Annotated in this window: 26 protein-coding genes; 10 read left to right on the top strand and 16 right to left on the bottom strand. The window is 40.1% G+C overall.

The annotated features are described in order from the left end of the window. Positions 1 to 25 precede the first annotated feature (25 nt). Positions 26 to 733 carry a DUF305 domain-containing protein gene (locus H6G92_RS19025; RefSeq protein ID WP_190895178.1) on the bottom strand — a complete coding sequence of 236 codons (708 nt, stop codon included), beginning with the start codon at positions 731 to 733 and terminating at the stop codon, positions 26 to 28. Between the two features lie 652 nt (positions 734 to 1,385). Here H6G92_RS19025 and H6G92_RS19030 point away from each other — a divergent pair. From H6G92_RS19030 to H6G92_RS19055, 6 genes are all read left to right on the top strand, one after another. Then, on the top strand, positions 1,386 to 3,647 hold the full coding sequence (locus H6G92_RS19030) for a heavy metal translocating P-type ATPase (protein ID WP_190895179.1): 2,262 nt from the start codon (positions 1,386 to 1,388) through the stop codon (positions 3,645 to 3,647). 11 nt (positions 3,648 to 3,658) lie between these two features. Then, the gene (locus tag H6G92_RS19035) at positions 3,659 to 4,564 is read left to right on the top strand and encodes a cupredoxin domain-containing protein (RefSeq protein ID WP_190895180.1); all 906 of its coding nucleotides are present in this window, start codon (positions 3,659 to 3,661) and stop codon (positions 4,562 to 4,564) included. A 109-nt stretch (positions 4,565 to 4,673) separates the two neighbouring features. Next, on the top strand, positions 4,674 to 5,087 hold the full coding sequence (locus tag H6G92_RS19040) for a heavy metal-responsive transcriptional regulator (protein WP_190895181.1): 414 nt from the start codon (positions 4,674 to 4,676) through the stop codon (positions 5,085 to 5,087). 240 nt (positions 5,088 to 5,327) lie between these two features. Continuing rightward, positions 5,328 to 5,522, top strand: coding sequence for a heavy-metal-associated domain-containing protein (locus H6G92_RS19045; protein ID WP_190895182.1), 195 nt, complete (start codon positions 5,328 to 5,330; stop codon positions 5,520 to 5,522). Between the two features lie 106 nt (positions 5,523 to 5,628). Beyond that, on the top strand, positions 5,629 to 5,832 hold the full coding sequence (locus H6G92_RS19050; RefSeq protein ID WP_104902096.1) for a hypothetical protein: 204 nt from the start codon (positions 5,629 to 5,631) through the stop codon (positions 5,830 to 5,832). 34 nt (positions 5,833 to 5,866) lie between these two features. Beyond that, on the top strand, positions 5,867 to 6,745 hold the full coding sequence (locus H6G92_RS19055) for a hypothetical protein (RefSeq protein ID WP_190895183.1): 879 nt from the start codon (positions 5,867 to 5,869) through the stop codon (positions 6,743 to 6,745). Between the two features lie 126 nt (positions 6,746 to 6,871). On the opposite strand, the gene H6G92_RS19060 is transcribed toward H6G92_RS19055, so the two are convergent. Continuing rightward, a complete protein-coding gene (locus H6G92_RS19060; RefSeq protein ID WP_010993969.1) occupies positions 6,872 to 7,123 on the bottom strand; it encodes a thioredoxin family protein in 252 nt (83 codons plus the stop codon). A gap of 279 nt (positions 7,124 to 7,402) precedes the next feature. Between H6G92_RS19060 and H6G92_RS19065 the strand changes: the two genes are divergently transcribed. From H6G92_RS19065 to H6G92_RS19075, 3 genes are all read left to right on the top strand, one after another. After that, positions 7,403 to 7,891: a heavy metal-responsive transcriptional regulator gene (locus H6G92_RS19065; RefSeq protein ID WP_190895184.1), complete on the top strand. Its 489-nt coding sequence runs from the start codon at positions 7,403 to 7,405 to the stop codon at positions 7,889 to 7,891. Positions 7,892 to 7,987: 96 nt separating this feature from the next. Further along, positions 7,988 to 8,308: a hypothetical protein gene (locus tag H6G92_RS19070; RefSeq protein ID WP_199344878.1), complete on the top strand. Its 321-nt coding sequence runs from the start codon at positions 7,988 to 7,990 to the stop codon at positions 8,306 to 8,308. A 155-nt stretch (positions 8,309 to 8,463) separates the two neighbouring features. Next, a complete protein-coding gene (locus tag H6G92_RS19075; RefSeq protein ID WP_242059211.1) occupies positions 8,464 to 8,994 on the top strand; it encodes a WD40/YVTN/BNR-like repeat-containing protein in 531 nt (176 codons plus the stop codon). 23 nt (positions 8,995 to 9,017) lie between these two features. Here the strand turns inward: H6G92_RS19075 and H6G92_RS19080 are convergent, their stop codons facing one another. The 11 genes from H6G92_RS19080 to H6G92_RS19130 form a co-directional block, all read right to left on the bottom strand. Then, positions 9,018 to 10,544, bottom strand: coding sequence for a TolC family protein (locus H6G92_RS19080; RefSeq protein ID WP_190895185.1), 1,527 nt, complete (start codon positions 10,542 to 10,544; stop codon positions 9,018 to 9,020). Between the two features lie 109 nt (positions 10,545 to 10,653). Continuing rightward, positions 10,654 to 12,069, bottom strand: coding sequence for a two-component system sensor histidine kinase RppB (gene rppB / locus H6G92_RS19085; protein ID WP_190895186.1), 1,416 nt, complete (start codon positions 12,067 to 12,069; stop codon positions 10,654 to 10,656). Then, positions 12,056 to 12,808: a two-component system response regulator RppA gene (gene rppA / locus H6G92_RS19090; RefSeq protein WP_190895187.1), complete on the bottom strand. Its 753-nt coding sequence runs from the start codon at positions 12,806 to 12,808 to the stop codon at positions 12,056 to 12,058. The genes rppB and rppA overlap by 14 nt, the downstream gene beginning before the upstream one ends. Positions 12,809 to 13,360: 552 nt before the next feature. Continuing rightward, positions 13,361 to 15,049, bottom strand: a complete 1,689-nt coding sequence (locus H6G92_RS19095; protein WP_190895188.1) for an iron uptake porin — start codon at positions 15,047 to 15,049, stop codon at positions 13,361 to 13,363. Between the two features lie 324 nt (positions 15,050 to 15,373). Then, positions 15,374 to 15,559 (bottom strand): hypothetical protein, encoded by a 186-nt coding sequence (locus H6G92_RS19100; protein WP_190895189.1) that lies wholly within the window; start codon positions 15,557 to 15,559, stop codon positions 15,374 to 15,376. Between the two features lie 134 nt (positions 15,560 to 15,693). After that, positions 15,694 to 16,017 carry a hypothetical protein gene (locus tag H6G92_RS19105; RefSeq protein WP_190895190.1) on the bottom strand — a complete coding sequence of 108 codons (324 nt, stop codon included), beginning with the start codon at positions 16,015 to 16,017 and terminating at the stop codon, positions 15,694 to 15,696. Between the two features lie 76 nt (positions 16,018 to 16,093). Continuing rightward, a complete protein-coding gene (locus H6G92_RS19110) occupies positions 16,094 to 16,573 on the bottom strand; it encodes a hypothetical protein (RefSeq protein ID WP_190895191.1) in 480 nt (159 codons plus the stop codon). 110 nt (positions 16,574 to 16,683) lie between these two features. Then, a complete protein-coding gene (locus H6G92_RS19115) occupies positions 16,684 to 17,157 on the bottom strand; it encodes a DUF2808 domain-containing protein (protein WP_190895192.1) in 474 nt (157 codons plus the stop codon). 250 nt (positions 17,158 to 17,407) lie between these two features. After that, positions 17,408 to 17,896 carry a DUF2808 domain-containing protein gene (locus tag H6G92_RS19120; protein ID WP_190895193.1) on the bottom strand — a complete coding sequence of 163 codons (489 nt, stop codon included), beginning with the start codon at positions 17,894 to 17,896 and terminating at the stop codon, positions 17,408 to 17,410. Positions 17,897 to 18,259: 363 nt separating this feature from the next. Continuing rightward, a complete protein-coding gene (locus H6G92_RS19125; RefSeq protein ID WP_190895194.1) occupies positions 18,260 to 18,724 on the bottom strand; it encodes a DUF2808 domain-containing protein in 465 nt (154 codons plus the stop codon). A 126-nt stretch (positions 18,725 to 18,850) separates the two neighbouring features. Further along, the gene (locus H6G92_RS19130; protein WP_313889983.1) at positions 18,851 to 19,606 is read right to left on the bottom strand and encodes a CemA family protein; all 756 of its coding nucleotides are present in this window, start codon (positions 19,604 to 19,606) and stop codon (positions 18,851 to 18,853) included. A 556-nt stretch (positions 19,607 to 20,162) separates the two neighbouring features. Between H6G92_RS19130 and H6G92_RS19135 the strand changes: the two genes are divergently transcribed. Beyond that, positions 20,163 to 21,131, top strand: coding sequence for an arsenic resistance protein (locus tag H6G92_RS19135; RefSeq protein WP_190895196.1), 969 nt, complete (start codon positions 20,163 to 20,165; stop codon positions 21,129 to 21,131). A 226-nt stretch (positions 21,132 to 21,357) separates the two neighbouring features. Here H6G92_RS19135 and H6G92_RS19140 read toward each other — a convergent pair whose 3' ends face one another. From H6G92_RS19140 to H6G92_RS19150, 3 genes are all read right to left on the bottom strand, one after another. Beyond that, complete coding sequence (locus H6G92_RS19140; protein ID WP_190895197.1) at positions 21,358 to 22,272, bottom strand: cation diffusion facilitator family transporter; 915 nt, start codon at positions 22,270 to 22,272, stop codon at positions 21,358 to 21,360. 9 nt (positions 22,273 to 22,281) lie between these two features. Continuing rightward, positions 22,282 to 22,611 carry a DUF190 domain-containing protein gene (locus H6G92_RS19145; protein WP_190895198.1) on the bottom strand — a complete coding sequence of 110 codons (330 nt, stop codon included), beginning with the start codon at positions 22,609 to 22,611 and terminating at the stop codon, positions 22,282 to 22,284. A gap of 306 nt (positions 22,612 to 22,917) precedes the next feature. Beyond that, positions 22,918 to 23,451, bottom strand: a complete 534-nt coding sequence (locus H6G92_RS19150; protein WP_190895199.1) for a hypothetical protein — start codon at positions 23,449 to 23,451, stop codon at positions 22,918 to 22,920. Positions 23,452 to 23,554: the final 103 nt, after the last annotated feature.

Raw genomic sequence — 23,554 nt, forward strand, 5'->3', positions numbered from 1 at the left:
TCTCAATATACATTGAAACTTGAAACTACTTGTTATACCAAGCTTTGCGCCACTGTTTCATTTGATTAATCTCTAATTCTTGGGCTTTGATAATTTCTTGAGCCAAGTTTTTGATTTCAGGACGCTGAGACTTTTGCAAGGCATCTTTCGCCATAACTACAGCTGATTCATGGTGAGGAATCATCGCGTTAATAAAACGCAGGTCAAATTCTGTATCAGCTGCACCCAAGTCCATGTTCATCATCATGGCTTGCATTTGATCAGGTGACATCTCCATCATGTGACCCATTTTGGTATCATAAGCCATTGGTTTATCTCCCGCTTTGGGATACCAGGTTGTACGCCACTGTTTCATCTGCGTAATTTCTTGGTTTTGTGCTTTGATAATTTCGTCTGCTAGCTTTTTGATCTCAGGACGTTTCGATTTCTGCTGTGCTTCCTTGGCCATTACCGTTGCTCCCTGATGATGCGGAATCATCGCATCGATAAAGCGCAAATCATAGTTAGCATCGGCTGGGCCTAAATCCATTGCCATGCTGTGGTTCATCATGCCACCGTCGTGATTCATCGGTTGTTTGTCGCTAGTATCAGTGGCGGTGTTAGTGGGGTTTGGTGCTTGACTTTGGCTTTGGGAAGTGGGTGTAGAACAGGCTGTTAACACGCTGCTGGAAAAAGAGGCGATCGCTACCAAAGCAAATGTCAAAAAGCTGTTTTTCAGAGTAAGGAATTGCATAGGGATGATCTAAATATTTCCTGATTACAGTCTAAAATCTCTAGTTAGCTGGAGAGTCAATCATTTAGGTGATCTATCTTTTGCTTAGATAGCTAGTTATTCACAAAGCGACTGCGGCACTTACTACATAGTTTGACAGCCAAAAATGAAATCAGGATGAAATCAAAGTTTGGTGCTAATCGTACAGATAATATATGAATGCATGTAAATATAAAATCTGCATGAAATCCTGATACCTCAGTAGCTAGAAATATTTATTACCTCATTGGTATGACGCGATACCTTCTCTACGAGACGCTCCGCGAACGCACCCGCAAATCTTTAAGGTGAGTCTAGAGACAATAAGTCCTCTAGTAAACTCAAAAAATTTCAAGAAGGTGAAGAAATGGCTATACAAGAACTCAAAGTGACTTGGAAATGCGGCAGTCATCTGGTTCCATTAGTATTTGCCTTTATTTCGCTGCTGGTATTGATAGCAATTTGAGCCACATATTCACCATCTATATCTCTAAGTGTAAGCATTTAGAGCGCTGTATCTAATATGTGGCTGAAAAATTTTTCAGCACGACCCTTGACTCTCCAGTGTACTGGAGCATTCAAGATGAAATCAGTTAGATGTTAGTTAGCGCCATTTAGTTATTGGAGTAGTCAGATGGAGAATACCACACTCAAACTGCGCGGCATGAGTTGTGCCTCTTGTGCTAGCAGCATTGAAGACGCGATTAATTCTGTCCCAGGTGTCAATGAATGTATCGTGAATTTTGGAGCACAACAGGCAACAGTTAAATATGACCCTAGACGAACTGATTTAAAAGCTATTCAAGAGGCGGTAGATGTAGCAGGTTATTCCGCCTACCCACTCCAAGAACAAAACCTAATGGCGGGAGAAGATGATGCTGAAAAAAGATATCGCTTAAGAGAATCCCGTGATTTAATGCGAAAAGTGATGGCAGGGGGCATCATTAGCACTGTGTTGGTCATAGGTTCACTGCCCATGATGACAGGGTTGCACTTACCCTTTATCCCAGCATGGTTGCACAATCCTTGGGTACAGTTGATACTCACTACCCCTGTACAGTTTTGGTGTGGTTACTCTTTCTACATCAATGGTTGGAAAGCTTTAAAACGTCACGCTGCCACAATGGATACCCTAATTTCTTTGGGTACAAGTGCGGCGTATTTTTATTCGCTGTTTCCTACATTATTTCCCAGCTTTTTCATCAATCAGGGTTTAACGCCAGATGTATATTATGAAACTGCTGCTGTTGTCATTACCCTGATTTTGCTAGGAAAATTATTTGAAAATCGCGCTAAAGGACAAACCTCAGAAGCTATCCGTAAGCTAATTGGGTTACAAGCTAAAACAGCGCGTTTGATTCGCAATGGACAAGAAGTAGATGTCCCAATAGAAGAAGTAATTATTGGAGATGTGATACTGGTTCGCCCTGGTGAGAAAATTCCTGTTGACGGGGAAGTTATTGAGGGAGCATCCACAATTGATGAAGGGATGGTGACAGGGGAAAGTTTACCCGTCAAAAAGCAACCAGGCGATGAGGTGATTGGAGCTACCATCAACAAAACTGGGAGTTTCAAGTTTCGGGCGACACGAGTCGGAAGTGATACAGTGCTGGCGCAGATTGTCCAATTAGTACAGCAAGCACAGGGTTCTAAAGCTCCAATTCAGAGATTAGCAGACCAAGTAACTGGATGGTTTGTACCTGCGGTAATTGCGATCGCACTGCTCACTTTCATCATTTGGTTTAATTTTACAGGCAACATGACTTTGGCGCTGATCACCACAGTTGGGGTACTAATTATCGCCTGTCCTTGTGCGCTGGGTTTAGCCACACCAACATCTGTGATGGTAGGAACGGGTAAAGGTGCAGAAAATGGCATTTTGATTAAAGGTGCCGAAAGCCTAGAACTGGCACACAAAATTCAAACAATCGTGCTAGATAAAACTGGAACTATCACTCAAGGTAAACCAACAGTTACCGATTTTGTCACCGTCAATGGTACTGCTAATGGCAATGAGATGAGGTTGGTGCAACTTACGGCATCTGTGGAACGCAATTCTGAACATCCATTAGCAGAAGCTGTTGTGAGATACGCCCAATTTCAAGAAGTGGCGTTAGCAAATGTCAAGGAATTTGAAGCAATTACAGGCAGTGGTGTACAAGGTATAGTGTCTGGTCATCTTGTGCAAATTGGTACGCAACGATGGATGTCAGAATTAGGCATTGATGCCCAAGTCTTACAACAAGATAAAGAGCGTTTGGAGTATCTGGGCAAAACCGCGATTTGGATCGCGGTTGACGGACAAATTCAGGGATTAATGGGGATTTCTGATGCCATCAAACCCACCTCCATACAGGCAATTCGCGCTTTGCAAAAACTGGGTTTAGAAGTGGTGATGCTCACGGGAGATAATCGCCGCACCGCAGAAACCATTGCCCGTGAAGTTGGTATCGAGCGTGTTTTGGCAGAAGTCCGCCCCGACCAAAAAGCCGCTACAGTAAAGAAACTCCAATCAGAAGGAAAGATTGTGGCTATGGTTGGTGATGGTATCAATGATGCACCAGCATTAGCCCAAGCCGATGTAGGAATGGCAATTGGCACTGGGACAGATGTAGCGATCGCAGCTAGTGACATCACGCTGATATCCGGTGACTTGCGAAGCATTGTCACTGCCATTCAACTTAGCCGCGCTACGATTCGCAATATTCGTCAAAACTTATTCTTCGCCTTCATCTACAACGTTGCCGGCATTCCAATCGCCGCTGGTATTCTCTTCCCCATCTTCGGTTGGTTGCTTAACCCCATTATTGCAGGTGCAGCAATGGCATTTAGTTCGGTTTCAGTGGTTACGAATGCCCTACGTCTGCGTAAATTTCAAGCTAAACCAGTAGCATAAGGAGGTAGCAAATGTTGAGTAAAGTAATTCTTGGCAGTATAGCAAGCTTGGGATTGGCATTCAGTGTTGTCTCAGATAAAGTAATTGCACAGATGAATCATGAAATGCCAACTACGGAGCGAGCAAAGACAACTCAGTTCCGCCGCATTGAGCAACCATTCTCGGTAAAAGGTGCAGTTACAACAGTCGGTCTGGGGTTAATCGGACTAGAAATCTGGTGGTTTCTCCTAAGTAAACCAAAGTCCCAAAAAGCCGAAGCCCATGATGGTATTCAAGAAGTTGGCATTACTGTAGATGGAGGCTATGAACCTAGTCGAATTCTAGTCAATGCCGGTCAAAGAGTCCGCCTTAATTTCCTACGCCGTGACCCTAGTAGTTGCCTTGAAGAAATACGGCTACCTGATTTCCATATTGCCAAAAACCTACCACTTAACGAAGTCACATCCGTTGAGTTCACACCCGACAAAGCTGGTACTCATACTTTCAACTGCGGTATGAATATGTTCCGAGGAGTTATAGAAGTTCAACCTACTGACTCCACTGCAAAAGCAAGCTCAGTAACTACTTCTCAATCTACTCAACAGATCCAACCAGAGCTTTCTTTGCCTACAGAGTCAGCAACAAAAGCAGTAAAAACACCAGAAGGCACTCAAGAAGCGACTGTTACGGTTGAAAAGGGTTACAAACCGGAAAGAGTAATTGTGGAGGTGGGACAATCAGTGAGATTGGACTTCCAACGTCATAATCTAAGCAAGTGCTTTGATAAATTACTAATACCAGACTTTGACTTAGCCGTTGACCTTGCTCCTAACCAAACCACTTCAGTAGAATTTACTCCTAAGTATCCTGGTGAATATGAGTTCACCTGCGGTATGAAAATGTATCGTGGTGTTGTGGAAGTAAAGCCTGCCACATAATCCAGTAGCAAATAATTAGCAAGATGATCCTGTTCTCACTTGACTCTCCAGTTAACTAGAGAGTTTAAGATAAGGTAAATAAACTTATCTAGCATGAGAGCAGCTAATTATGTTAGTCCAAGAAGCGCCAAAACTCATTGGTAATGTTGCTAAGTCTAGCGGTGTACCAATTAAAACTATTCGCTATTATGAGGAGCTAGGTCTACTTAGGTCATTAGGGAGAACCGAGGGTGGATTTAGATTATTTAACTCTGATGTTTTGGCTCGCTTGAACTTTATCAAACGTGCCCAAAGTTTGGGATTGACCTTATCAGAAATTAAAGATTTTTTAAATGTTCACGACGGAGGTGAATTACCCTGCGTACATATAAAAGCTAAACTGCAAGATAAGATAACAGCCATTGATGAGCAAATTCAGCAATTACTCATTCTCAGGCAAGAATTATCAGGACTAGTTTCTGGTTGGGAAACAATACCTGAAAATCCTGAACAAACAATTTGTCCTATTATTGAAAGAAATTAAACAATTAGGCTGTTCATTTAATTTTTTATCAGCACATCGACGTATTAAGTTAAGTTGATGTGCTGATTCTTTATTAATTCAATTAATCATTTATAAATAAATCACTTATTTTTTTTAATTTTACCTCTTGACTCTCCCGTAAGCTGGAGAAATTAAACTAATTTTAGTTGAGTAGATTAATCGTATATTTACTCAACAATTTTCAGAAAAGTAGTTATCTTCACTAAGGAATTTAATCCTATGACGCTGCAACTAACGGTTCCCAAACTAGCTTGTTCTGCTTGCGCGAATACTATCACCAAAGCAATTCAATCAATTGATTCTACAGCAACAGTGCAAGCTGATACAAAAACAAAAATTGTCAGTATAGAAACTCAAGCACCTGAAACTAAAATTAAAGAAGTAATAGCTGCCAGAGGCTATCCATCTGTTTAGGTTTTTGAGTTTATTCTACTATCAGTAGTCAGCATTGAATGAACTGCTGATAGTCAAATATTCATTTCAGAAAAGTCCTTCTGCTTTTAGAAGAGAGGTGACTTATATGAGTTTACTTTTTCTGATTCCACTGACGATTGGTTTAGCAGTTAGTTATTTGTTTAAAAATTCTAGTGACGACATGGCAGAATTAACAAGTTTATCTACAGTTGCTTGCCTAATTGTCAGTTTAATATTAGCACCTTGGCAACTAAAAGTTGTGGTTCTAATGCTTGCCATATTAACTCCCCAGACGAATTCAGACTTTTGAATAACTTCAATTATTAAAAAATGGAGCAAAATCAATGAATCGATTTCTGAATGCAATTGCTATAACTACTACTTTGATACTGGCTCAAAGTTGCTCCTTATTAGTTAGAGACGAAGGGAAACCAATATCTGCTGCCACACATCAGCATGAGGAGCATTCGATGGGTGAGATAAATCACAGAGAACATTCAACAAGTGGCGCGGGTGATGAGAAGAAAGCATTGACTCAGGCAAAACTCAAAGTTCTAAGCATCATTACCCCCAATAAAAGTATTCCTATATTGATTGATGTTCAAGATTTGGATGGGAAAGCGATCGCCAAATTTAACACTTTCCAAGAAAAGCTAATGCACCTCATTCTTGTCAGCGATGATCTTCAGTTTTTCAGTCATCTTCATCCCACATATAAGGAAAATGGGCAGTTTGAAGTTACAGCCCGTTTTCCGCAAGCAGGCAATTACACATTTTTTAGTGACTACAAACCTGCTGGTCAAACAGAACAAGTCTCAGTATTGAAAACACAAGTTTCTGGGAACAGTATTGCAGCCCCAGAAATTAACCTAAATCGCAGTAAAACGTTCAATGATACTAAAGTTAATCTTGCTGTTTATGAACCTACTGTGAAAGCGGGTAAAGAAGTCACTTTAATGTTTAAATTACAAGAAGCTTCTAACAATCAACCGCTTACAGACTTGCAGCCATACTTAGGAGAAAAAGGACATTTAGTTATTCTGCGACAGTCAACCTCATTAACAGCAGCAGATTACATTCATGCTCACGCGCTAAAAGATACCCCTGCTGGACAGGTTCATTTTATGACTAGCTTTCCTCAACCAGGAAAGTATAAACTCTGGGGTCAGTTTAATCGCAATGGCAAAATCGTCACAGCTGATTTTTGGATAAATGTTGTTTAATTTAGCTGATATTTTATCAGTAAAACGAGAAGTGCAAAACTCTTGTGTTTTTAACTTTATATGTACACAGTACCCTATGCGAATTTACCACCCAAATGGGTAGTAAATTCCTCCTTCTTACTGCCTCTAATTTAGGGGTTGACCTACACCAGCTGCTCGCAGCTGCTCTAAATTCGGTTTACCAGTTAAGACAAGTCTTCCATTGATTGCGATCGCTGGTACTGCATTTACTCCATACTGCTGGGCTTTCTCCTGTTCTTGTCGCAAGTTATAAACCGATACTTCACAGTCAGGACAAGTCAGTTCTTGCACCATTTGCACTGTCTCATCACAAAGAGGACAGTCAGCTGTAAAAATCTCAATTTGACGTTTTGTCATGATGTCTACCAAAAATTTTTTCTACTCATTCATTCTGAATCCTCTAGTCGGCTATAGAGTCAACCCCATAGGTAAATATTATTTTTCAAATAACCTTTATTAAAATTTATTGGACATATCATTCCCTAAAATTTGCAAGCCTGCATTGTCAAGTTTTAAGCTAATATTTTTGCCTACAAGTATTGTAATTAAACTTTACACAAAAATTGACAATTATCACTTGACTCTCTAGCTGACTATAGACTTTAAAGTTATAACAACACATAGTAGTAAATAACTATGATTGCTGTCGTGAAACAAGTTTGCTGTGAAGTATCATCCCCAAAAAAGCTGCTGAAAATTGGTGAGCTGGCGAAGCAAACTGATGTGGCAGTGGGAACAATTCGGTATTACGAAGGCTTGGGCTTGATAAAACCAGTTGAAAGAAGTGAAAGTGGCTACCGTTATTACGACTGCGAGGCAATCAACAGGCTGCAATTCATCAAAAAAGCCCAATCCTTACAGTTTTCCCTATCTGAAATTCAACAAGTACTAGGCATTCGTTCCCAAGGCGACCCTGCTTGTCCACTAGTTCGGGATTTACTCAAACAGAAAATTGCTCATCTTGAGGAGCAGATTTATCGCATGAAGCAACTGAAGGATGAGCTAGAGGCATATCAACAACGTTGGGAAAACCGACCTTTGGATAATCCCTGTAATAAAGAGCTTTGTAGCTTGATTGAGGAAGTTGCTTGCTCTGATATACCTCCTCACAATTTCCGAGACTAGTAAATTTATTACTTGACTCTATACCCGAATAGAGACTTTAGAATGGCCTTAGTTTCTCAGAAACTACTAAATTAACAGAATAATGGAGAGTACAAAATGAACATTAACATTAGTACAGGCGTTAAGACACTATTGAGCGGAGCCGTAGCTAGTTTTGCATTGCTTACGTTAACCACTACTGCTTCCTTTGCCAACACCCCCAAGGTAACTGTGACACCGAATCAATCCGCCAGGGCTATAAACGAAGCAAAACTAATTCAAGTGCTGACCAGTCAAAGAACAGCGCCAACGAATCAAACGCCACAGCAGCCAAACCAAACGGGATGTAAGTGTTGCCAAGGAATGATGAATAAGATGCCAGGAATGATGAACAATATGCCGGGAATGATGAACAACCAAGATAGTCCATCAAAATAGAGCTTGATAAATCCCTCGGCGGGAAGCACATTTTGAAAATGTCAGAAAAACTAGGAGTCCTTAGAAAAATCTCGCCGAAAAAGGCTAATGAACTCATTGCTAAGGAAGCCATTTTATGGTTTGGCTAAGGAACTTAAGCTAAACCATTATGACTATTGAACTCGTTCCTTTTATCCAGAAGCTCAAATCGCACTTGCTTTTGCGTTTTTTATGGATGGCCTGCTTCTGGGGCGCAAGGGCTGCATACTTCTACTGATGGTGGCAAAACTTGGACTAAACCCCGCATGAATGGATTAGGCGATACTCCTTTTGACTTTGTGGTTGAACCCCGTAACCCTGAGCATTTGTTTGCAACTACCCGTTCGGGAATGTACAAAAGCACTAACAGTGGTAATGACTGGATGCTAGTACCTAATACGCGGGAAGCTCCTGTTGCCAGTCTAGCTCTGCAAAAAGAGGGTAACAGCACTGTAATGTATGGCTATCGTTTTCTCAAGTCAGCGCCGGGTGTTTATCGCAGCAGTGATGGTGGTAAGACGTGGGAGAAACTTTGGACTGAAACTAATGGAGTCGTTGTGAAACTAGCGATCGCTCCCAACAATCCCCAAATGCTTTATGCAGTGAATGAGAACAATACTGTCTTTCAATCGCAGAATCAAGGCAATAGCTGGAAAGAGTTAAATTAACTGTCTGTCGTCTACGTAAGACCTTACGGTTGTGATGTAGCTGTAGAAAAACTAGCACTAACAGCACGTTGCAAATTAGCTAAAGCACGATTGTAATCCAAAATAGCCGTAACGCGATTACCTTCAGCCCTTGTAAGCTCAGTTTCAGAAACAATAACATCTGTTTGAGTACCTACACCAGCTTGAAACCTCAGCCTTGCTATACGTAAAGCCTCTTGAGCCTGTTCTAGAGCAACGGTAGCAGTCTGAACATTACTTAAATTAGATTGCAAACTAGTATAAGCCTGTTCCACCTGAAAGCGAATCTGATTGCGTTGCTCTGCAAAACGAGTTTCGGCAATAGCAATGTTGGCTTTCTGTTGAGCAGCCCTAGCCTTAGCTGCTCCACCATCAAATAAATTCCAGTTGGCTCTAACTCCCAGTGAATAGCCATCTGTAATGCCAACACTATCATTAAAAGCGTCCAACAAGTTGTAACTAGCAACCAAACTAACTTGGGGACGAACCTCAGAAAGCGCCAAACGTCGCTGTTGTTCACTAATATTGCGTTGTACTAACTGTTGTTGAAGTTCTGCACGATTTTGAAAAGCAAGCACAATACTTTCTTCCTGTGTCTTATTCCACAAACCCGCCAATTTCACCGAGTCTGCTGCACTGATGTTTACAGATTGTGGTAAATTCAACCGCGTCGCCAACCGCCTTGCAGCAATTTGCTGTTGACTAATAGCATTAGTTAGCGCTTGTTGAGCATTTGCTAAGTTTACCTGAGAACGAAGAACATCAAATCTCGTACCAACTCCAGCCCTTTCTAATGCTTGAGCATCCTTTAAACTTCGTTGGGCATTTTCTACAGCAGCACGATTAATTCGTACTTGTTCATCTGTTTGTTGTAAATTGTAATATTCAGTAGCAACATTCAGCCGAATTTCCTGTGACAAACGCTCTACATCCAACTCATCAAAACGTAATTGTTCCTCAGCTGCTCTGATGCGAGCCGATCTGGAGCCAGAGGTGTAAATGTTATAACTCAGTTGTGCCGCTCCAGAAAAGTTTGTACTTGGAGCTTGTTCTGTAGAAGGTATCCCACTTCGAGAACGCAGTTCAGCAGAAAGCTGACTGCCAGCAGATTGTTGGCGAGAAATGTCAGTGTTTAAACTAACATTGGGATACAAAGCAGCTTGTGTTTCACGTAGAACTGCACGACTTCGTTCTGAAGTCAGTATTGATACTTGTAGCTCCCGATTATTCCGCTGTGCCAGTTCCAAAGCTTGTTGCAGAGTGATTGGCTGAGTTATCTGAATTTTGACATCTTCTGGTTTGGTAGGAAACTGGAGAGAATTTGGATTAGGGTTGAGTTTATCGAGTAAAGTCGGAGTGGGAGATGCAGACTGAGCAGTTAGTAATGAGTCTGCTTGAGAAGCAACTTTTTCTGTTTGACTACTCTGAAGCTGAGTCAAAGCACGTACAGGTTGAACTGAACTACCAGCAAAATCACTTAAGGTAAATACATAACTAATACCCGCAATTACTAGATAACGATACTTTGACATATATTATTTAAACTCCTGTAATTCACACCACACAGCAAAAAATGACTACACTCTAAAAGCAGGGGTAGTAACAAAAGATAGAAAACCTATAGGTTAAATACGAAATCTTCTATTTAGATTGGCGTAAGCGGCGAAACAGCCATTTAAATGGCGAAAAAGAGCGATCGCTATTTAGGTGGATAACATTAAACGGTAGTTCGATGGTAAAAGTACTACCTTTACCTAATTCGCTTTGCACATTCAAACTACCGTGGTGTACCAGAACAATTGCAGAGGCGATCGCCAATCCTAATCCAGAACCGCCAGTGCTACGAGAGCGATCGCTATTCACCCGATAAAAACGATCGTAAATTCGAGTCAGTTCCTTCTCTGGGATACCAATACCCGTATCATGAACTCGAATCACAGCATGATGGTCACTGCAACCCAGGCAAACCGTAACCTCCCCTCCTTTGGGTGTATACTGAATTGCATTGACAATTAAATTAGAAACCAAACGGTAAAGCTGGTCACTATCACCGACAATATTTACTGGCTCATTTATCTTGATCCTAGATTGCAGCATTACACCTGCCGCAATTGCCATCGCTTCAAATTCCTCGACTAAATCGCTGACAATATCATTTAGACAACATTCTTCTAGTTGTACTAGCAAGTGTTGCCTATCTAAACGAGCTAATAATAATAAATCTACAACCAAAGTAATAAGTCGCTGATTCTGACGGTGGATAGTTCGCAGAATGTCCCGCGTTTCTTCTTCATCCAGATGCGACATTAAAAGCGCTGATTCCACCGTTGCGCCTGTTGCAGCCAAAGGCGTTCGCAATTCGTGTGCAACATCTGCTGTAAACTGTTGAATTTGTCGATAAGATTGATAAATTGGTTGCATAGCTAAACCAGCCAACCACCAACTAGCAACTGCAACCATACCCATTGCGATCGGCAATCCCAAACCTAAACTTAATTTCACACTATCCAGATAACGATTAAATTCTTCAAGACTTCGCCCCACCTGCATATAGCCCCAATCCCGATGATCTTGGGTGTGTAGCATTAAAGAATTTTGGTGATAATCATTGCCTTTGCTGTCTTTGAGAAATAACCATTTTTCATTGCTGAAGACAGTAGACAGTCCTTCTGGATAATTGCCGGTAGTAGCAATCAAGCGTCCTGAAATATCAAAAAAACGCACATAGTAGTGATCTTTATTAACTACACCTAGAAAATGGCGTTTAGTATCTGACTGCTGTTGAGTACAGCCGGCTCCAACTCTACATATATTTATATTTGGGAATAGCTGCTGTACAACAGGTTCCAAACTCCCAGGTTGCCTGAGCTTAAACTCAATAGTGTCATGCAGTGTTCCGGCTACAGACTCAATTTCACTGTCTAAGGCTACCACATGGGCATGGAAAACAGCTCTATAGACACCAAAAGCACAAACGCTTAAAATTGAACCCATGACGAGGGCATACCACAGAGCTAAACGAACACGAGTTCCTCGAAACAGTTTATTTTGATTCATTAGTCACATTCAGACGATATCCCATACCGTGCAAAGTTTCAATCGGGTTGGTGCAGTCGAAGCAGGCTAGTTTGCGACGCAACAAACGTACTTGCGCTGCTACCACATTGCTAGCAGGTTCTGCACTTACTTCCCAAAGCTGATTGCGAATCTGTTCGGTGGTAACAATTTGATTGGGGTGCTTCATAAAATATTCCACCAGTTGGAATTCTTTATTAGTTAAAGAAATTTCCTGTTTTTCGCCCGTCGTATTTTGACCGACAACTGTACTATTGCTGTAATCTAAAGTAAAGTTACCAACGGTTAGTTGTTGAGGTTGTAAGTGGGGATAACGCCGCTGCAATGCCCGCAACCTTGCCAGTAATTCTGCCATTCCAAAAGGCTTCACCAAGTAATCATCAGCACCCGCATCTAAACCAGCAACTTTATCTTCCATGCTATCTCTAGCTGTGAGCATCAAGACAGGCAAAGAATTTCCTTTTAAACGCAGCCTTTTACACAATTCCAAACCAGTAAATCCTGGGAGCATCCAATCTAAAATCGCCACTGTATATTGTGCCGAACTATTTTCTAAATATGCCCATGCTTCATTACCATCCATTACCCAGTCAACTAAATACTTTTGCTGCTTCAGCGTTCGCTTAATAGCAGCGCCCAAATCTGACTCATCTTCGACTAGCAACACACGCATATCAAATTGAAAAGTTAGAGGTTCGTGGCAGTTTTGTGAAATCAGCATAGTTAATAACAGGGTTATCCCTTAGAAATAGATTGACAGAAGTTTATGAAATTAAGATGAAATTCTGAGTTATTAAATCATGTATACAAGCAAGCCATCTAAGATCATAAACAGATGCTACGCCTTAGCAGTAGATAACCTATAAGAAAAACTCAGTATATCCCATTGCTCAATTGGTGTGAGTGATACTCAGTTAGAGAAGTTAACAAATCTAACTAATTGCAATAGGTCTACTGAGTTATTTTTTATTCTGACAGGTAAAGATGAAATCAAGATGAAATATTAAGTCAGATGAGGAAATCTCTAACTGCACTTAAACCTAACTACAATACACAAATCAAAAGCTAGGGTTTTGACTTCGTTCATGTATTAGCAAATAAGCATTAGTTTTGATATATCACCCTAAACAAAACAACCCTTATTTATATCAATTAAAAATCTCAAGACATTGCTAATTTTTCCATATAAAAGCCCGCCCGCAGGCGAGCTAAAATTTATCCAAATGAGAATAGCTAATAGCTAATAGCTATTAACCATTATCTGTTAGGCGTTTTAAAAAGCAAAAGTGGTACGTAGTGTACCAACGTAGATGGTGTCGTTGTTATTATTATGCTCTGGATTGAAGATGACCAATAAACCAGGAGTGATGGAAATATTATTGTTGATCTGTAGGCGGTACAGAGCCTCTAGGTGGTAAGAGGTGTTGTTATCTTCACGCCTAGTAGTTCTTGCGGCGGAAGCGAATGCATCATTATCACTGACTTTGGGTGGTTGACCAAAGATCAGACCAAGCAAATTGCCTTCTTTACCAAAGTCTTTGAAGGCTAGGGTTGCAGCCCAGTAATTCATTGATGCTTCATCACCTTGATTTACACCCGTACCACTTCCCTTGGCTTCAGCGTTGCTGTAACCGTACCAACCACCAATAGTCAACTTGGAACTGGGTTTGAAGGTAGCTTCTATACCGTAGTGGTTGGCAGTAGTAGCAACTCCATTGAACGGATTACCTGCGTAAACACTGCCTGTACCCTCAAACATGTTTACACTGGATAAACTATTTTGATAGCTGTGAGCGTAGGTAAGACCAATATTAAATGCATCACTAGGACTGAAAGCTACCTGACCAAGGGCTGTATAGGCACCATTTGTCAGACCTCCATTTGAACCAGGATTGCTAGCTGTGCGAGCTATGTAAGCCGCAGATGCAGTGAAAGCTCCTGTAGGATTGAAAATTATGGTTGCACCTGCACCACCGAAACCAGTGCGATAGATAGGGCTAAATCGACCATAGCGAGACAAAGCGCCCCTACCATCACTGGCAAGATCAGGGTTAAAGTTATTGATGTTGTCGTATATGTTACCGCCTGCCGCATCAATTTTGACCCGCACTGCGTTACTCAGGTTGAAAGCATAGTTAATTTTATCGATGACAGTCTCATTGTTCTGATTTCCGTCAAAACCGAAGCGGGTCATGTTAGTACCCGTCACATTTGTGTCATAGGGAGTGATGTTCCGGGATTGCAAACGGATTTGCAACAGGTCTGTACCAACAAAACTTGATTCCAATCTCAGACGAACTCGGTCAGTTAGAATAGTATTAGAATCTAGGTCGGGAGCAGTACTTGGATCTATACCAGAAGGAACTGCCCTCTGATCGCTACCAAAAACATTAGATACATTAAAAATTGCTTCCCCAATTAACTTGGTGGTAGTTGAGAACTGATTAGCTTCCAACTCAGCAGTGCGTACTTCTAAAGCATCTACACGACCACGCAAAGTAGCTAGTTCCGCAGAAAATTCTTCTTGCAGACGCTGTAGGGTAGCCAAATCCTGTTTTGTTACTAAGTCAGCAGTTGCTGTAGCAATCAGTTCATTAACTCTATCTAAACAAGCATTCAAACCAGCAGCAAATTCATAACGAGTTAAAGCACGATTACCTCGGTAAGTCGCATTGGGATAACCAGCAATACAACCGTAACGTTCAACTAGGGATTGCAATGCTTGGAATGCCCAGTCTGTGGGTTGCACGTCAGAAAACTGCGAAACGGATGTGACTTGGCCAGTCTCACCACTGTACTGTTGAATTTGGCTTAAAGAAGAATCTTTTGGAAGAGAGGTTGCTTCTTGTTTAACTTCAGTTGAAACAGGAGTTTCAGCCGCTATTGTTGCTCCTGAAAAAGCTAAGTTGGCTAATAAAACTCCAGGACTAATTAGTAGGCATTTCCAAAATAACTTAGACATGACTGTTTGCTCTTCACACCAAAGTAATAAGTGTTATGGGGTATACCCCTATAACTAGATTCTCAGAGGAGGATGAAATTAAGATGAAATTTAAAATTTTGAATAAAACAAACTTGGCGAGTAAATTGAGCATTTTATTAGATAGTTGTCAAGTCAATATCCCAGAAAAGTTAAAGCATAGTATGATGAAATTAGGATGAAATTACAAATTACTTAATCAAATAAATTCAACGAGTAAAAACCACTTGAGAAACTTGTTTCTCAGTTCAATCTAAACAAACATCAAAACACTAAATTATAGAGAAATGGCTAACTCTAGTGGACTCAGCCAGTGGGTATAAAAAAATCGCGTATTGGAGCAACGTAGATCGGCATTAGCTTTAAAACTGTGGTTAGAGAGGTAGCAGCAAGTACATGGGAATTAGATAAAGGATTGAGCTGTAAAGCTAATTGTGTATTGAAGCGAATGCCAGCGCATGAACGGCGGCGATCGCTAGGGCTGTTGTTCATTTACTGCTATTAAAGAAAAGCAGACCCAAACTAGGAGCCTGCTCATAGTTATGTCCTCCAGCAAGACATGCCGAGGGAATAAATTCACAGACTCACAGTATTTATTTAGATAGAGTGGTGGTTTGCGGCGAAATTTATTTATAGCATCGTTGCAAGGCTTGGAGTCTTGCTGAAGTTGCTCCGCCAGTAGGTTCTGCTGGTGGGATATTTGCACAGGCTCCTGTTTTACTGGATTGTTGTACTGTACCTTGTGGAAGCCCTTTATAACATTTTTGTAAAGCTTGTAGTCTTGCTAAACTAGCTCCGCCAGTGGGTCTTGCTGGGGGAATATTTTGACAAACTCCTGTTTTTGAGGTATCTGCATTTCCATAAGCAGCAGAACCCAACGATACGTGAAGTAAAGCTATTCCCAAGGGAATTGCCAAAATAGATGCAGTTCGGATGACAAGTATCTTCATAGCTAAAATCCTCAAACAATAAGCAATTTATGCTACTAATTGGATGAAATAATCTTGGTAAGCCAAGTTTGAGTACTTAACGACCGGAAGTTTGAATTCGAGCTGTACCAAGAGGAATTTGTGCTGTTAGATTAGGCATTTTGCCGTATACTCGGTACAGCCAAACGTGGTTACGAAATGCTGTATTAACACCTTGCAGCTTAACTAATAGCGTTGTCTGGGGTTCCACAGCTTGGGAGAAAATCACTGTAGCTGTTTGTTTATTTACAGAAATTTGAGCATCAATTTTCTTACCAGATTGATTTTGAATCTCAATTCCCTTGTTAATGCTTACACCATCAGGTAAATCAATAGCCAGTTCTGATAGAGATTGTCCTTGAACATGAACCTGAAACTCATGGGTAGCACCTGGAAACCCAACAGTGCTAGGAAATGCTACGCCATTACCAATATAGGAGACTTTGGAATTGTCCTTGTTTTCGCTTCCCCAAGCAGATGGAAATGAAGAAGTTACTATTAGAAAAAATGCTGCACCCGCATAAATTAACTTTTTCATAACTAACTCCGGCAAGATAATGTAGGGTAAGGAAGATCCACCATCCCACCCTATAGCGACCGATTAATTTAGTTAACAGCCACAGCTAAAATTAACAGCAGTTACTTAGCCTAGCCACCGTAAGTCTGAATACGGGCTAAACCAAGTGGAATTTCTTCTTTCATATCAACCTTTTTGACAGATACTGGATAATGCCAAGTTTCTTCATAACCTGGAGTATTAACTCCTTTCATACGAATTGATATGCTTGTACCAGGGGCTACTGGTTCCGAAAAAGCTACTGTAGCTTTTCTGTTGTTAATGGAAACCGTTGTCGGAATTTTTTGACCTAATTTATTTTGGACTTCAATTCCTTTATCAATACTTACCCCCTCTGGTAAATCAATCGCCAATTCTGAAAGTGCTTTACCTTGGACATGAACATCAAACTTATGAGTAGCATCTAGGGTACGGGCATTATTAGGAACAGCAGCACTATTTCCGAGATGGGAAAATTTAGCATCATTTGGATTTTTCGCCCAAGCAGTAGGAACTGAAGATGCGAAAACTAAAGTAAAAACAAATGTGTAAATCAGCTTTTTCATCAATATTCTCCTTGTTTTGTTAATCGGTTAATTACCTCTATATCTATAATTGTGAAAGGTATTGATGAAATAGAGATGAAATATTTTTATGTTAAGTAAAATTTAAAATATAGTTATTAAATGCAACAATTAAAACTATTGATGATTAATAATATTTGAAATATAGGTTTAAAAAATCAAAAAAGTTCATGACATTTAACTTATTTATAAGTTAAATGTCATGAACTTTATTTATTGAATAGCGCTAAGTTTAAGGATTTACACGAAATCTAGCTACACCTATAGGTATTTCTGCATTAATGCCAACAATATTAGCAGATAAATGGTAGACAGGGCCATTACCAAGAAATGGTTGTTTTACATTCTTGATGTCAATCTTTAGTTTAGTATTAGGAACAATTGGTTCGGCAAAAGCTAGCAGTATAGTTTTGCCATTTACAGAAACATTAGTATTAATTTTGCGACCATTCTCTTCGTTTATAACAACATTCTTAGTATCATAACTCCATCTGACAGTATTTGGAACTTGAATTTTTAACTGCGAAACACTCTTGCTGTTTTTGGGAACGTGTACTCGCAAAGTATGTCTAACAGGCATCCAGCGAGTCTGAGGAAATTGAGAGTTACCATCAACATGAGGAACGTTACCATCTTCTTCATTAGCACTTGCATAGTTGGTAGGAATTAAAAGTGCAGCAGCTAGAGTAGATATAGCAACGTAAACTAGCACTTTCTTCATGTTTTCTCCTCACTTAATCACTAATGTCAACAAATCAAAATGAACCTGTGATAAATCAATACGGAACAATCTGGTAAAACTAAAATTAACTACCTTCTACGTTTCTTACTTTTCACAATGTGAAAAAAAGATTATGTGTAAAGGTTTGAATTTGTTACACTCTTACACCTCGTAATACCAACATTTTCAAAAATTTCCATGAAAAGTCAGTCTACGCTTACACGTTAATTAAAGGAAGTTAGAAATATTACCGTTAACTTGTTTACCGTTTGAAGTTCAAAAGGTATACTACCTTTATTGATCAGTTTGACAGGTCGGAATGAAATCAAGATGAAATTTTTGATGAATTTCAAAACTTAAGGATTAAAATGTAGGGAATTGAGCTACACCAACGGGAATCTCTACCTCACTACCAACAACCTTCGCTGAAAAGTGGTATACAGAAGCTGGGCCTGTCACTGGTTGTTGAACTTGATTAAAATTAACTAAGAGTTTAGTGTTAGAAATAACCTTTTCAGGAAAATCTATAATAATTTGTTTGTTATTGACGGAAATATTAGTATTAATTTTCTGATCATTTGCATCGAAGACATCAATGTCATTACTCACTGCTACAGTAGATGGAGTTTCAATAATAAGTTGAGAAAGAGCGTTGTTGTTTTGGGGGATGTTTAATCGAAAAGTATGTTTGACAAGCCGCCAACTATTAGTTGGATATTGCAAATTATTCTCAATATTAGTCTCTTTAGCACTTGCATGACTAAAAGAAATGAAAGCTGTAGTGGCAAGAGCAAACACTGTACCTGTGTAAATCAATGTTTTCTTCATCTGGAATTTTTAAGTAAATTTTATGTAAAATAAGCTACATATTTTTGCTTATTGAACGAACCTTTACATTATGAGTTTGACAGGTCACGATGAAATCAAGATGAAATTTTGGCTGGTTTGGGAAAATTATTCATTCATGCTATGGTAGGTAGCTACGGCTGAAGGAGAACTGCGGTTGACGTAGCGAAAAATCCAATATTTTAAAATTGTATCCATGACAACTGGGACAATAGCAATGAATAGTGAAATCAGACTTTTGTTTTCTGGAAGACCAAAATGCTTTGAGGTGTTTTCTAAAATTATTTCCCAACCATAGGTAGAGTGATAGCCGACAAAGATATCAGTAGCGAGAATAATGAAAAAAGCTTTCGCGGAGTCGCTTAAGCCATAAATTAAGTCGGCACTAAAAAATTGAATAGTGGTAAGCTGCTGCTTACCAAAGACACATAATATAATAAATGACAATAATGAAAGTATATCAGCAAAGATATTAGCAACTGCATCAATACTTTCAGTTTTGTATTTTTGGGATAACGCAATAGCCTTATCTTTGACCTTCTGTTCTACAATATTTGAAGAAAGTTCTGGAGCTTTTCCCAGGAGTACTTCAAATTGAATTTTTCGCTCAAATTTTTTCAATTCGGTTAAGGCTTTTTCTTCTTGATAAGAATTTAAGAAAATTTTTGATGTTTCTTGGCTCCAGTATTTATAAATCAAAGGTTGGATTACAAATGTTTTAAACAGATTATTCACTAATAATGGAACAATAAATAGAATTAACAAATAACGGAGAGAACTAATTGTTCTCTGACGAGAAGCGCGAAACTCTTCAACAACCTTATGCTCTGCATTTGGCTCTAGTGCTTGTTTTAGCTTTCCCACAGTTTGTAGTATCGACCGAGGAACAAAGCTAAGTTTTTGAGATTTTGGATTAGGTTTCATTCTCATTTGTTCGATAAAGTCAGGCTATTAGCATTACCGTTGTAGCTGAACTAAAAAGCCTGAGAATAGTGTGGAGAAAAGCCAAGGCATAAGCTCCTAAAAGTTACTATATATAATCAGGATGAAATTAGGATGAAATAAATCATATAATACTAAATATTCAATAATAAAAAATCAAACTTTTGTTCATACAGTACCTATTTATAGCGTTTCCCGGTCTAATGAAGTACACTTAATTAAATAAACCTGTGCATCTTATTAAGGTAAAAATAAAAGCATATTCCCTCGATTTCCGTCAAAAAATACTTGATACATATATAGCAATTCCCAGTTGAGTGAGGTACAGGATCAATGTTTTTAAACGCAGAGGGACGTAGAGGAAAGCGCAGAAGCAATATGACAATCTCCATCTTCCTCACAAATGCTTAACTCATCTTTTATTTCCCGACAACTCTATTTATTGTTCTCTTCAAAGACTTAATGGAGACATCCCAAGATGAGTTTGACTGAAAAACTTCAATCTGTATTTGTTATTATTGCCATCTTAATTGGGCTGATACTGGGACAAATCAAATGGGTTGAGGAAAATGCTGTATCTTTGATTGTTCCATCCTTGATGGTCATGCTCTATGGGGTGTTTCTAAATATTCCACTTAATCGTTTAGGTCAGGCATTTCAAAACTACAAGATGACCGGACTTATTTTGGGAATTAACTTTATTTGGACACCTGTTTTTGTTTGGGGATTGGGAGCTATTTTCCTACGGGACTCTCCCGATCTTTGGGTTGGGCTAATTATGCTGATGGTCACACCTTGTACTGACTGGTATCTCATTTTTACAGGGATTGCCAAAGGAAATGTTGCTTTAGCTACAGCCTTCCTTCCTTGGAATATGATCTTGCAAGTGGTTCTCCTACCCGTCTATCTGTTAGTTTTTGTTGGAAAATTGGTGCAGATTGATACAGCGATTTTTCTCGAAAGCATTGCACTGGTTTTAGTTGTTCCTATGCTTTTAGCGTTTATCGCTAAGTGGTTAATACCAAAGGTAAACGGGTTTTGGCGTGAAATTCCACTGAAAATAGCAGCAGGGCAAACGCTATTTCTGTGTTTGGCAATTACAGCGGTATTTGCCTCGCAGGGGCAAACCCTAATTCAGCGTCCAGATGTACTGCTAAAAATGTTACCGCCTATTCTTATTTTCTATGTAATTACCTTTTTGCTGACTCAAGTAATCTCACGATTCGGCAACTTTAGTTACGAGGATTTTGCTTGTTTCAGTTGTACAACACTTGCACGCAATTCACCCCTTGCATTAGCGATCGCTACATCTGTTTTTCCTGATCGTCCTTTGATTACCCTTGTTTTGGCTATTGAACCACTTATCGAACTGCCTGTCATGGTGCTAGTCTCCCAGTTGTTGCTCTTTCTGCGTCGTAAAGGGCGGTATTCTCAGATGGAGAAATAGCTAAATTGGCGTTACAATTGCATATTCAGCTTGACGTTTAAAGCGAATAGCTTAACATTATAAAGAGTCGTAGCATTATGAACACAGGTTTTTCCCTGGAAGACCCATCAAATGTGGGAATAATACTTGGTAGTTCTGATGCGAATGGGCGAGCTTTATTGAGAAAGACGAATTACTACTAGATGTAGCTAAGTGTATAGCCATTACTAAATACCTAACAATTGACTTAAACTAGGTTATCAGGAGCGAAAGGACATTGGTAACTAGGATCGCCTGTCTCCACTTGAATAGTTGGGTGTTCAATGCTGAAATTGTCGTGAAGCTCACGGACTACCCGTGCTAAAAAAGTATCACCAGGATAACCTGCTGGAATGACAAGGTGAGCAGTGAGTGCTGTTTCTGTGGTACTCATTGCCCAAATATGTAGGTCGTGAACTTGAGCCACGCCAGGGAGTTCGGTTAGATAAGTACGGACAGCCAAAGGTTCTATTCCTGCTGGTACAGCATCTGTAATTAAATTCAAGGATTCCTGCAAAAGTCCCCAAGTGCCAGCTACAATCACCACAGTAACAATCAAACTCACCGCTGGATCAAACCACAGCCAACCTGTAGCAATAATTGCAATACCAGCTAGTACAACCCCTACAGATACCGCAGCATCTGCAACTAAATGTAAGAATGCGCCTCTGATGTTCAAGTCACTTTTACGCCCCGACAAGAACATCAAGGCACTCACTGTGTTAATGAAAACTCCTATAGCTGCTACTGTAATTACTATTCCTCCTGCTACCGGAGCAGGTTCACGAAACCGTTGAATTGCTTCCCAGCCAATACCGCCAGAAACAACTAGGAGAAAGGCGGCGTTTAAAAGCGCAGCCAAAATTGAAGAACGACGCAGCCCATAAGTGCGACGTGATGTCGGGCGACGACGGACGAGGATGCTTGCTCCCCAAGCAAGTAGTAAACCCAAAACATCACTCAAATTGTGACCCGCATCGGCAATCAAGGCAAGGGAGTTAGCAACAATGCCATAGGTTGCTTCGATGACGACAAAACCAGTGTTGAGAGCGACACTGATCAGAAAAGCACGGTTGTAATTACTGCCACCGTGGTCGTGTCCATGACTATGATTATGAGACATGACTGTTTTTCACACTTCGGTGGAGAGAACTTCTATGGTTTGACAAGTAACAAACTTGTCTTTAAGCATATGTTTGACCAAGGAACAAAATTCGGTTATTGCAGTTTCACTATCAATAACTGTAACGAGAAGCGGTAGTGCAGATGACTCAATAGATGGGTCTAGCTTATTTAGAGTACGAAAAACGCCATGTTTGCCATATCCAGAAATTGCCCGCACTACCGTTACCCCTGTTAATCCTTGTCTGCGAGCCATTCCGAGCAGAATTTGATGAAGGGGTTGATGCTCCCAACAATCCAACTCGCTAACATAAATTGTTAATTGTTTCCATGTTGTCATATAGCTTTTCCTATACTGGTATCGCTATTATCGCTAATTATTTATCAAACAGAATTCAGGAGTCAGGAGTCAGAATGGGCTAAACCTTAGCTATCCGCTAACAGAATGAATTTTGTACGACTGGCGCATGAATAACCGGGTTTAATACCCCCACCAAATCGTAGATTTGGTGGTCTTCAAGACGCTCGATGACTCGCTAACGCTACGCTATCAGTCGGGGATTCAGACCTGCGACTGATAGCGTAGCGGTAGCGAGTCTGCGAGCGTCTTGATTCTGACTCCTGAATTCTTCTTCAATTGCTCGGATTATCGTTTAAAGGCAAAGCGGCCATTAAATTTTTCACCTTTTACATCCGTTTGAATAACAACTTTATACTCTCCCGTTGCAGTTACAGGCAGATTTACTGTATATTGCTTTTCCTCGGTATTATAAGGAACTTGTAGGGTTTTGTTACTGCCATCTGGTAGCTGAACTTGAGCCGTGAGCTTGGCATCAGTAATTGCTTGATCCTGCTCTCCGTGTACGCTTATATCTAAATGAGTAGAATCTTTTTCTATATCTGGTGTGAACTCTAAATGATATTTGCCCGAATTTACAACTTGACTGCTACGCTTCTCTCCACTATTGGAATGACCACCTTTTTGATCATGGCCATGACCGTCGTTTTCATTATGCGCTTCCCCAGTTTTAGCAACGGGTTCAGTTTTGGCAGCTGTTTCTGTAGTTGCTGTCTTGGTAGCACTTTCCGAGTTAGCAGCTTGATTCCCACTACCACAAGCACCCAAAAAAATTAATCCTATACTGCTAACAATTACTAAACTGGTCTTCAGAAATTTCATGAATTCAAACTCCTTGATGTTTTGTGAATTAAAAACTAATGCAGCACGTTGTAAGTAAACCACCCATTTCAAATCAATACTTCGGCAAGCTCAGTAACCATGA

Origin of the sequence: Nostoc foliaceum FACHB-393 (genome assembly GCF_014698505.1) — a bacterium.
GTDB lineage: Bacteria > Cyanobacteriota > Cyanobacteriia > Cyanobacteriales > Nostocaceae > Nostoc > Nostoc foliaceum_A.

What these genes read in the sequence shown, in the direction of transcription:
- H6G92_RS19025 (WP_190895178.1), bottom strand. Translation starts at nt 733, where the DNA reads ATGCAATTCCTTACTCTGAAAAACAGCTTTTTGACATTTGCTTTGGTA.
- H6G92_RS19030 (WP_190895179.1), top strand. Translation starts at nt 1,386, where the DNA reads ATGGAGAATACCACACTCAAACTGCGCGGCATGAGTTGTGCCTCTTGT.
- H6G92_RS19035 (WP_190895180.1), top strand. Translation starts at nt 3,659, where the DNA reads ATGTTGAGTAAAGTAATTCTTGGCAGTATAGCAAGCTTGGGATTGGCA.
- H6G92_RS19040 (WP_190895181.1), top strand. Translation starts at nt 4,674, where the DNA reads ATGTTAGTCCAAGAAGCGCCAAAACTCATTGGTAATGTTGCTAAGTCT.
- H6G92_RS19045 (WP_190895182.1), top strand. Translation starts at nt 5,328, where the DNA reads ATGACGCTGCAACTAACGGTTCCCAAACTAGCTTGTTCTGCTTGCGCG.
- H6G92_RS19050 (WP_104902096.1), top strand. Translation starts at nt 5,629, where the DNA reads ATGAGTTTACTTTTTCTGATTCCACTGACGATTGGTTTAGCAGTTAGT.
- H6G92_RS19055 (WP_190895183.1), top strand. Translation starts at nt 5,867, where the DNA reads ATGAATCGATTTCTGAATGCAATTGCTATAACTACTACTTTGATACTG.
- H6G92_RS19060 (WP_010993969.1), bottom strand. Translation starts at nt 7,123, where the DNA reads ATGACAAAACGTCAAATTGAGATTTTTACAGCTGACTGTCCTCTTTGT.
- H6G92_RS19065 (WP_190895184.1), top strand. Translation starts at nt 7,403, where the DNA reads ATGATTGCTGTCGTGAAACAAGTTTGCTGTGAAGTATCATCCCCAAAA.
- H6G92_RS19070 (WP_199344878.1), top strand. Translation starts at nt 7,988, where the DNA reads ATGAACATTAACATTAGTACAGGCGTTAAGACACTATTGAGCGGAGCC.
- H6G92_RS19080 (WP_190895185.1), bottom strand. Translation starts at nt 10,544, where the DNA reads ATGTCAAAGTATCGTTATCTAGTAATTGCGGGTATTAGTTATGTATTT.
- rppB (WP_190895186.1), bottom strand. Translation starts at nt 12,069, where the DNA reads ATGAATCAAAATAAACTGTTTCGAGGAACTCGTGTTCGTTTAGCTCTG.
- rppA (WP_190895187.1), bottom strand. Translation starts at nt 12,808, where the DNA reads ATGCTGATTTCACAAAACTGCCACGAACCTCTAACTTTTCAATTTGAT.
- H6G92_RS19095 (WP_190895188.1), bottom strand. Translation starts at nt 15,049, where the DNA reads ATGTCTAAGTTATTTTGGAAATGCCTACTAATTAGTCCTGGAGTTTTA.
- H6G92_RS19100 (WP_190895189.1), bottom strand. Translation starts at nt 15,559, where the DNA reads ATGAACAACAGCCCTAGCGATCGCCGCCGTTCATGCGCTGGCATTCGC.
- H6G92_RS19105 (WP_190895190.1), bottom strand. Translation starts at nt 16,017, where the DNA reads ATGAAGATACTTGTCATCCGAACTGCATCTATTTTGGCAATTCCCTTG.
- H6G92_RS19110 (WP_190895191.1), bottom strand. Translation starts at nt 16,573, where the DNA reads ATGAAAAAGTTAATTTATGCGGGTGCAGCATTTTTTCTAATAGTAACT.
- H6G92_RS19115 (WP_190895192.1), bottom strand. Translation starts at nt 17,157, where the DNA reads ATGAAAAAGCTGATTTACACATTTGTTTTTACTTTAGTTTTCGCATCT.
- H6G92_RS19120 (WP_190895193.1), bottom strand. Translation starts at nt 17,896, where the DNA reads ATGAAGAAAGTGCTAGTTTACGTTGCTATATCTACTCTAGCTGCTGCA.
- H6G92_RS19125 (WP_190895194.1), bottom strand. Translation starts at nt 18,724, where the DNA reads ATGAAGAAAACATTGATTTACACAGGTACAGTGTTTGCTCTTGCCACT.
- H6G92_RS19135 (WP_190895196.1), top strand. Translation starts at nt 20,163, where the DNA reads ATGAGTTTGACTGAAAAACTTCAATCTGTATTTGTTATTATTGCCATC.
- H6G92_RS19140 (WP_190895197.1), bottom strand. Translation starts at nt 22,272, where the DNA reads ATGTCTCATAATCATAGTCATGGACACGACCACGGTGGCAGTAATTAC.
- H6G92_RS19145 (WP_190895198.1), bottom strand. Translation starts at nt 22,611, where the DNA reads ATGACAACATGGAAACAATTAACAATTTATGTTAGCGAGTTGGATTGT.
- H6G92_RS19150 (WP_190895199.1), bottom strand. Translation starts at nt 23,451, where the DNA reads ATGAAATTTCTGAAGACCAGTTTAGTAATTGTTAGCAGTATAGGATTA.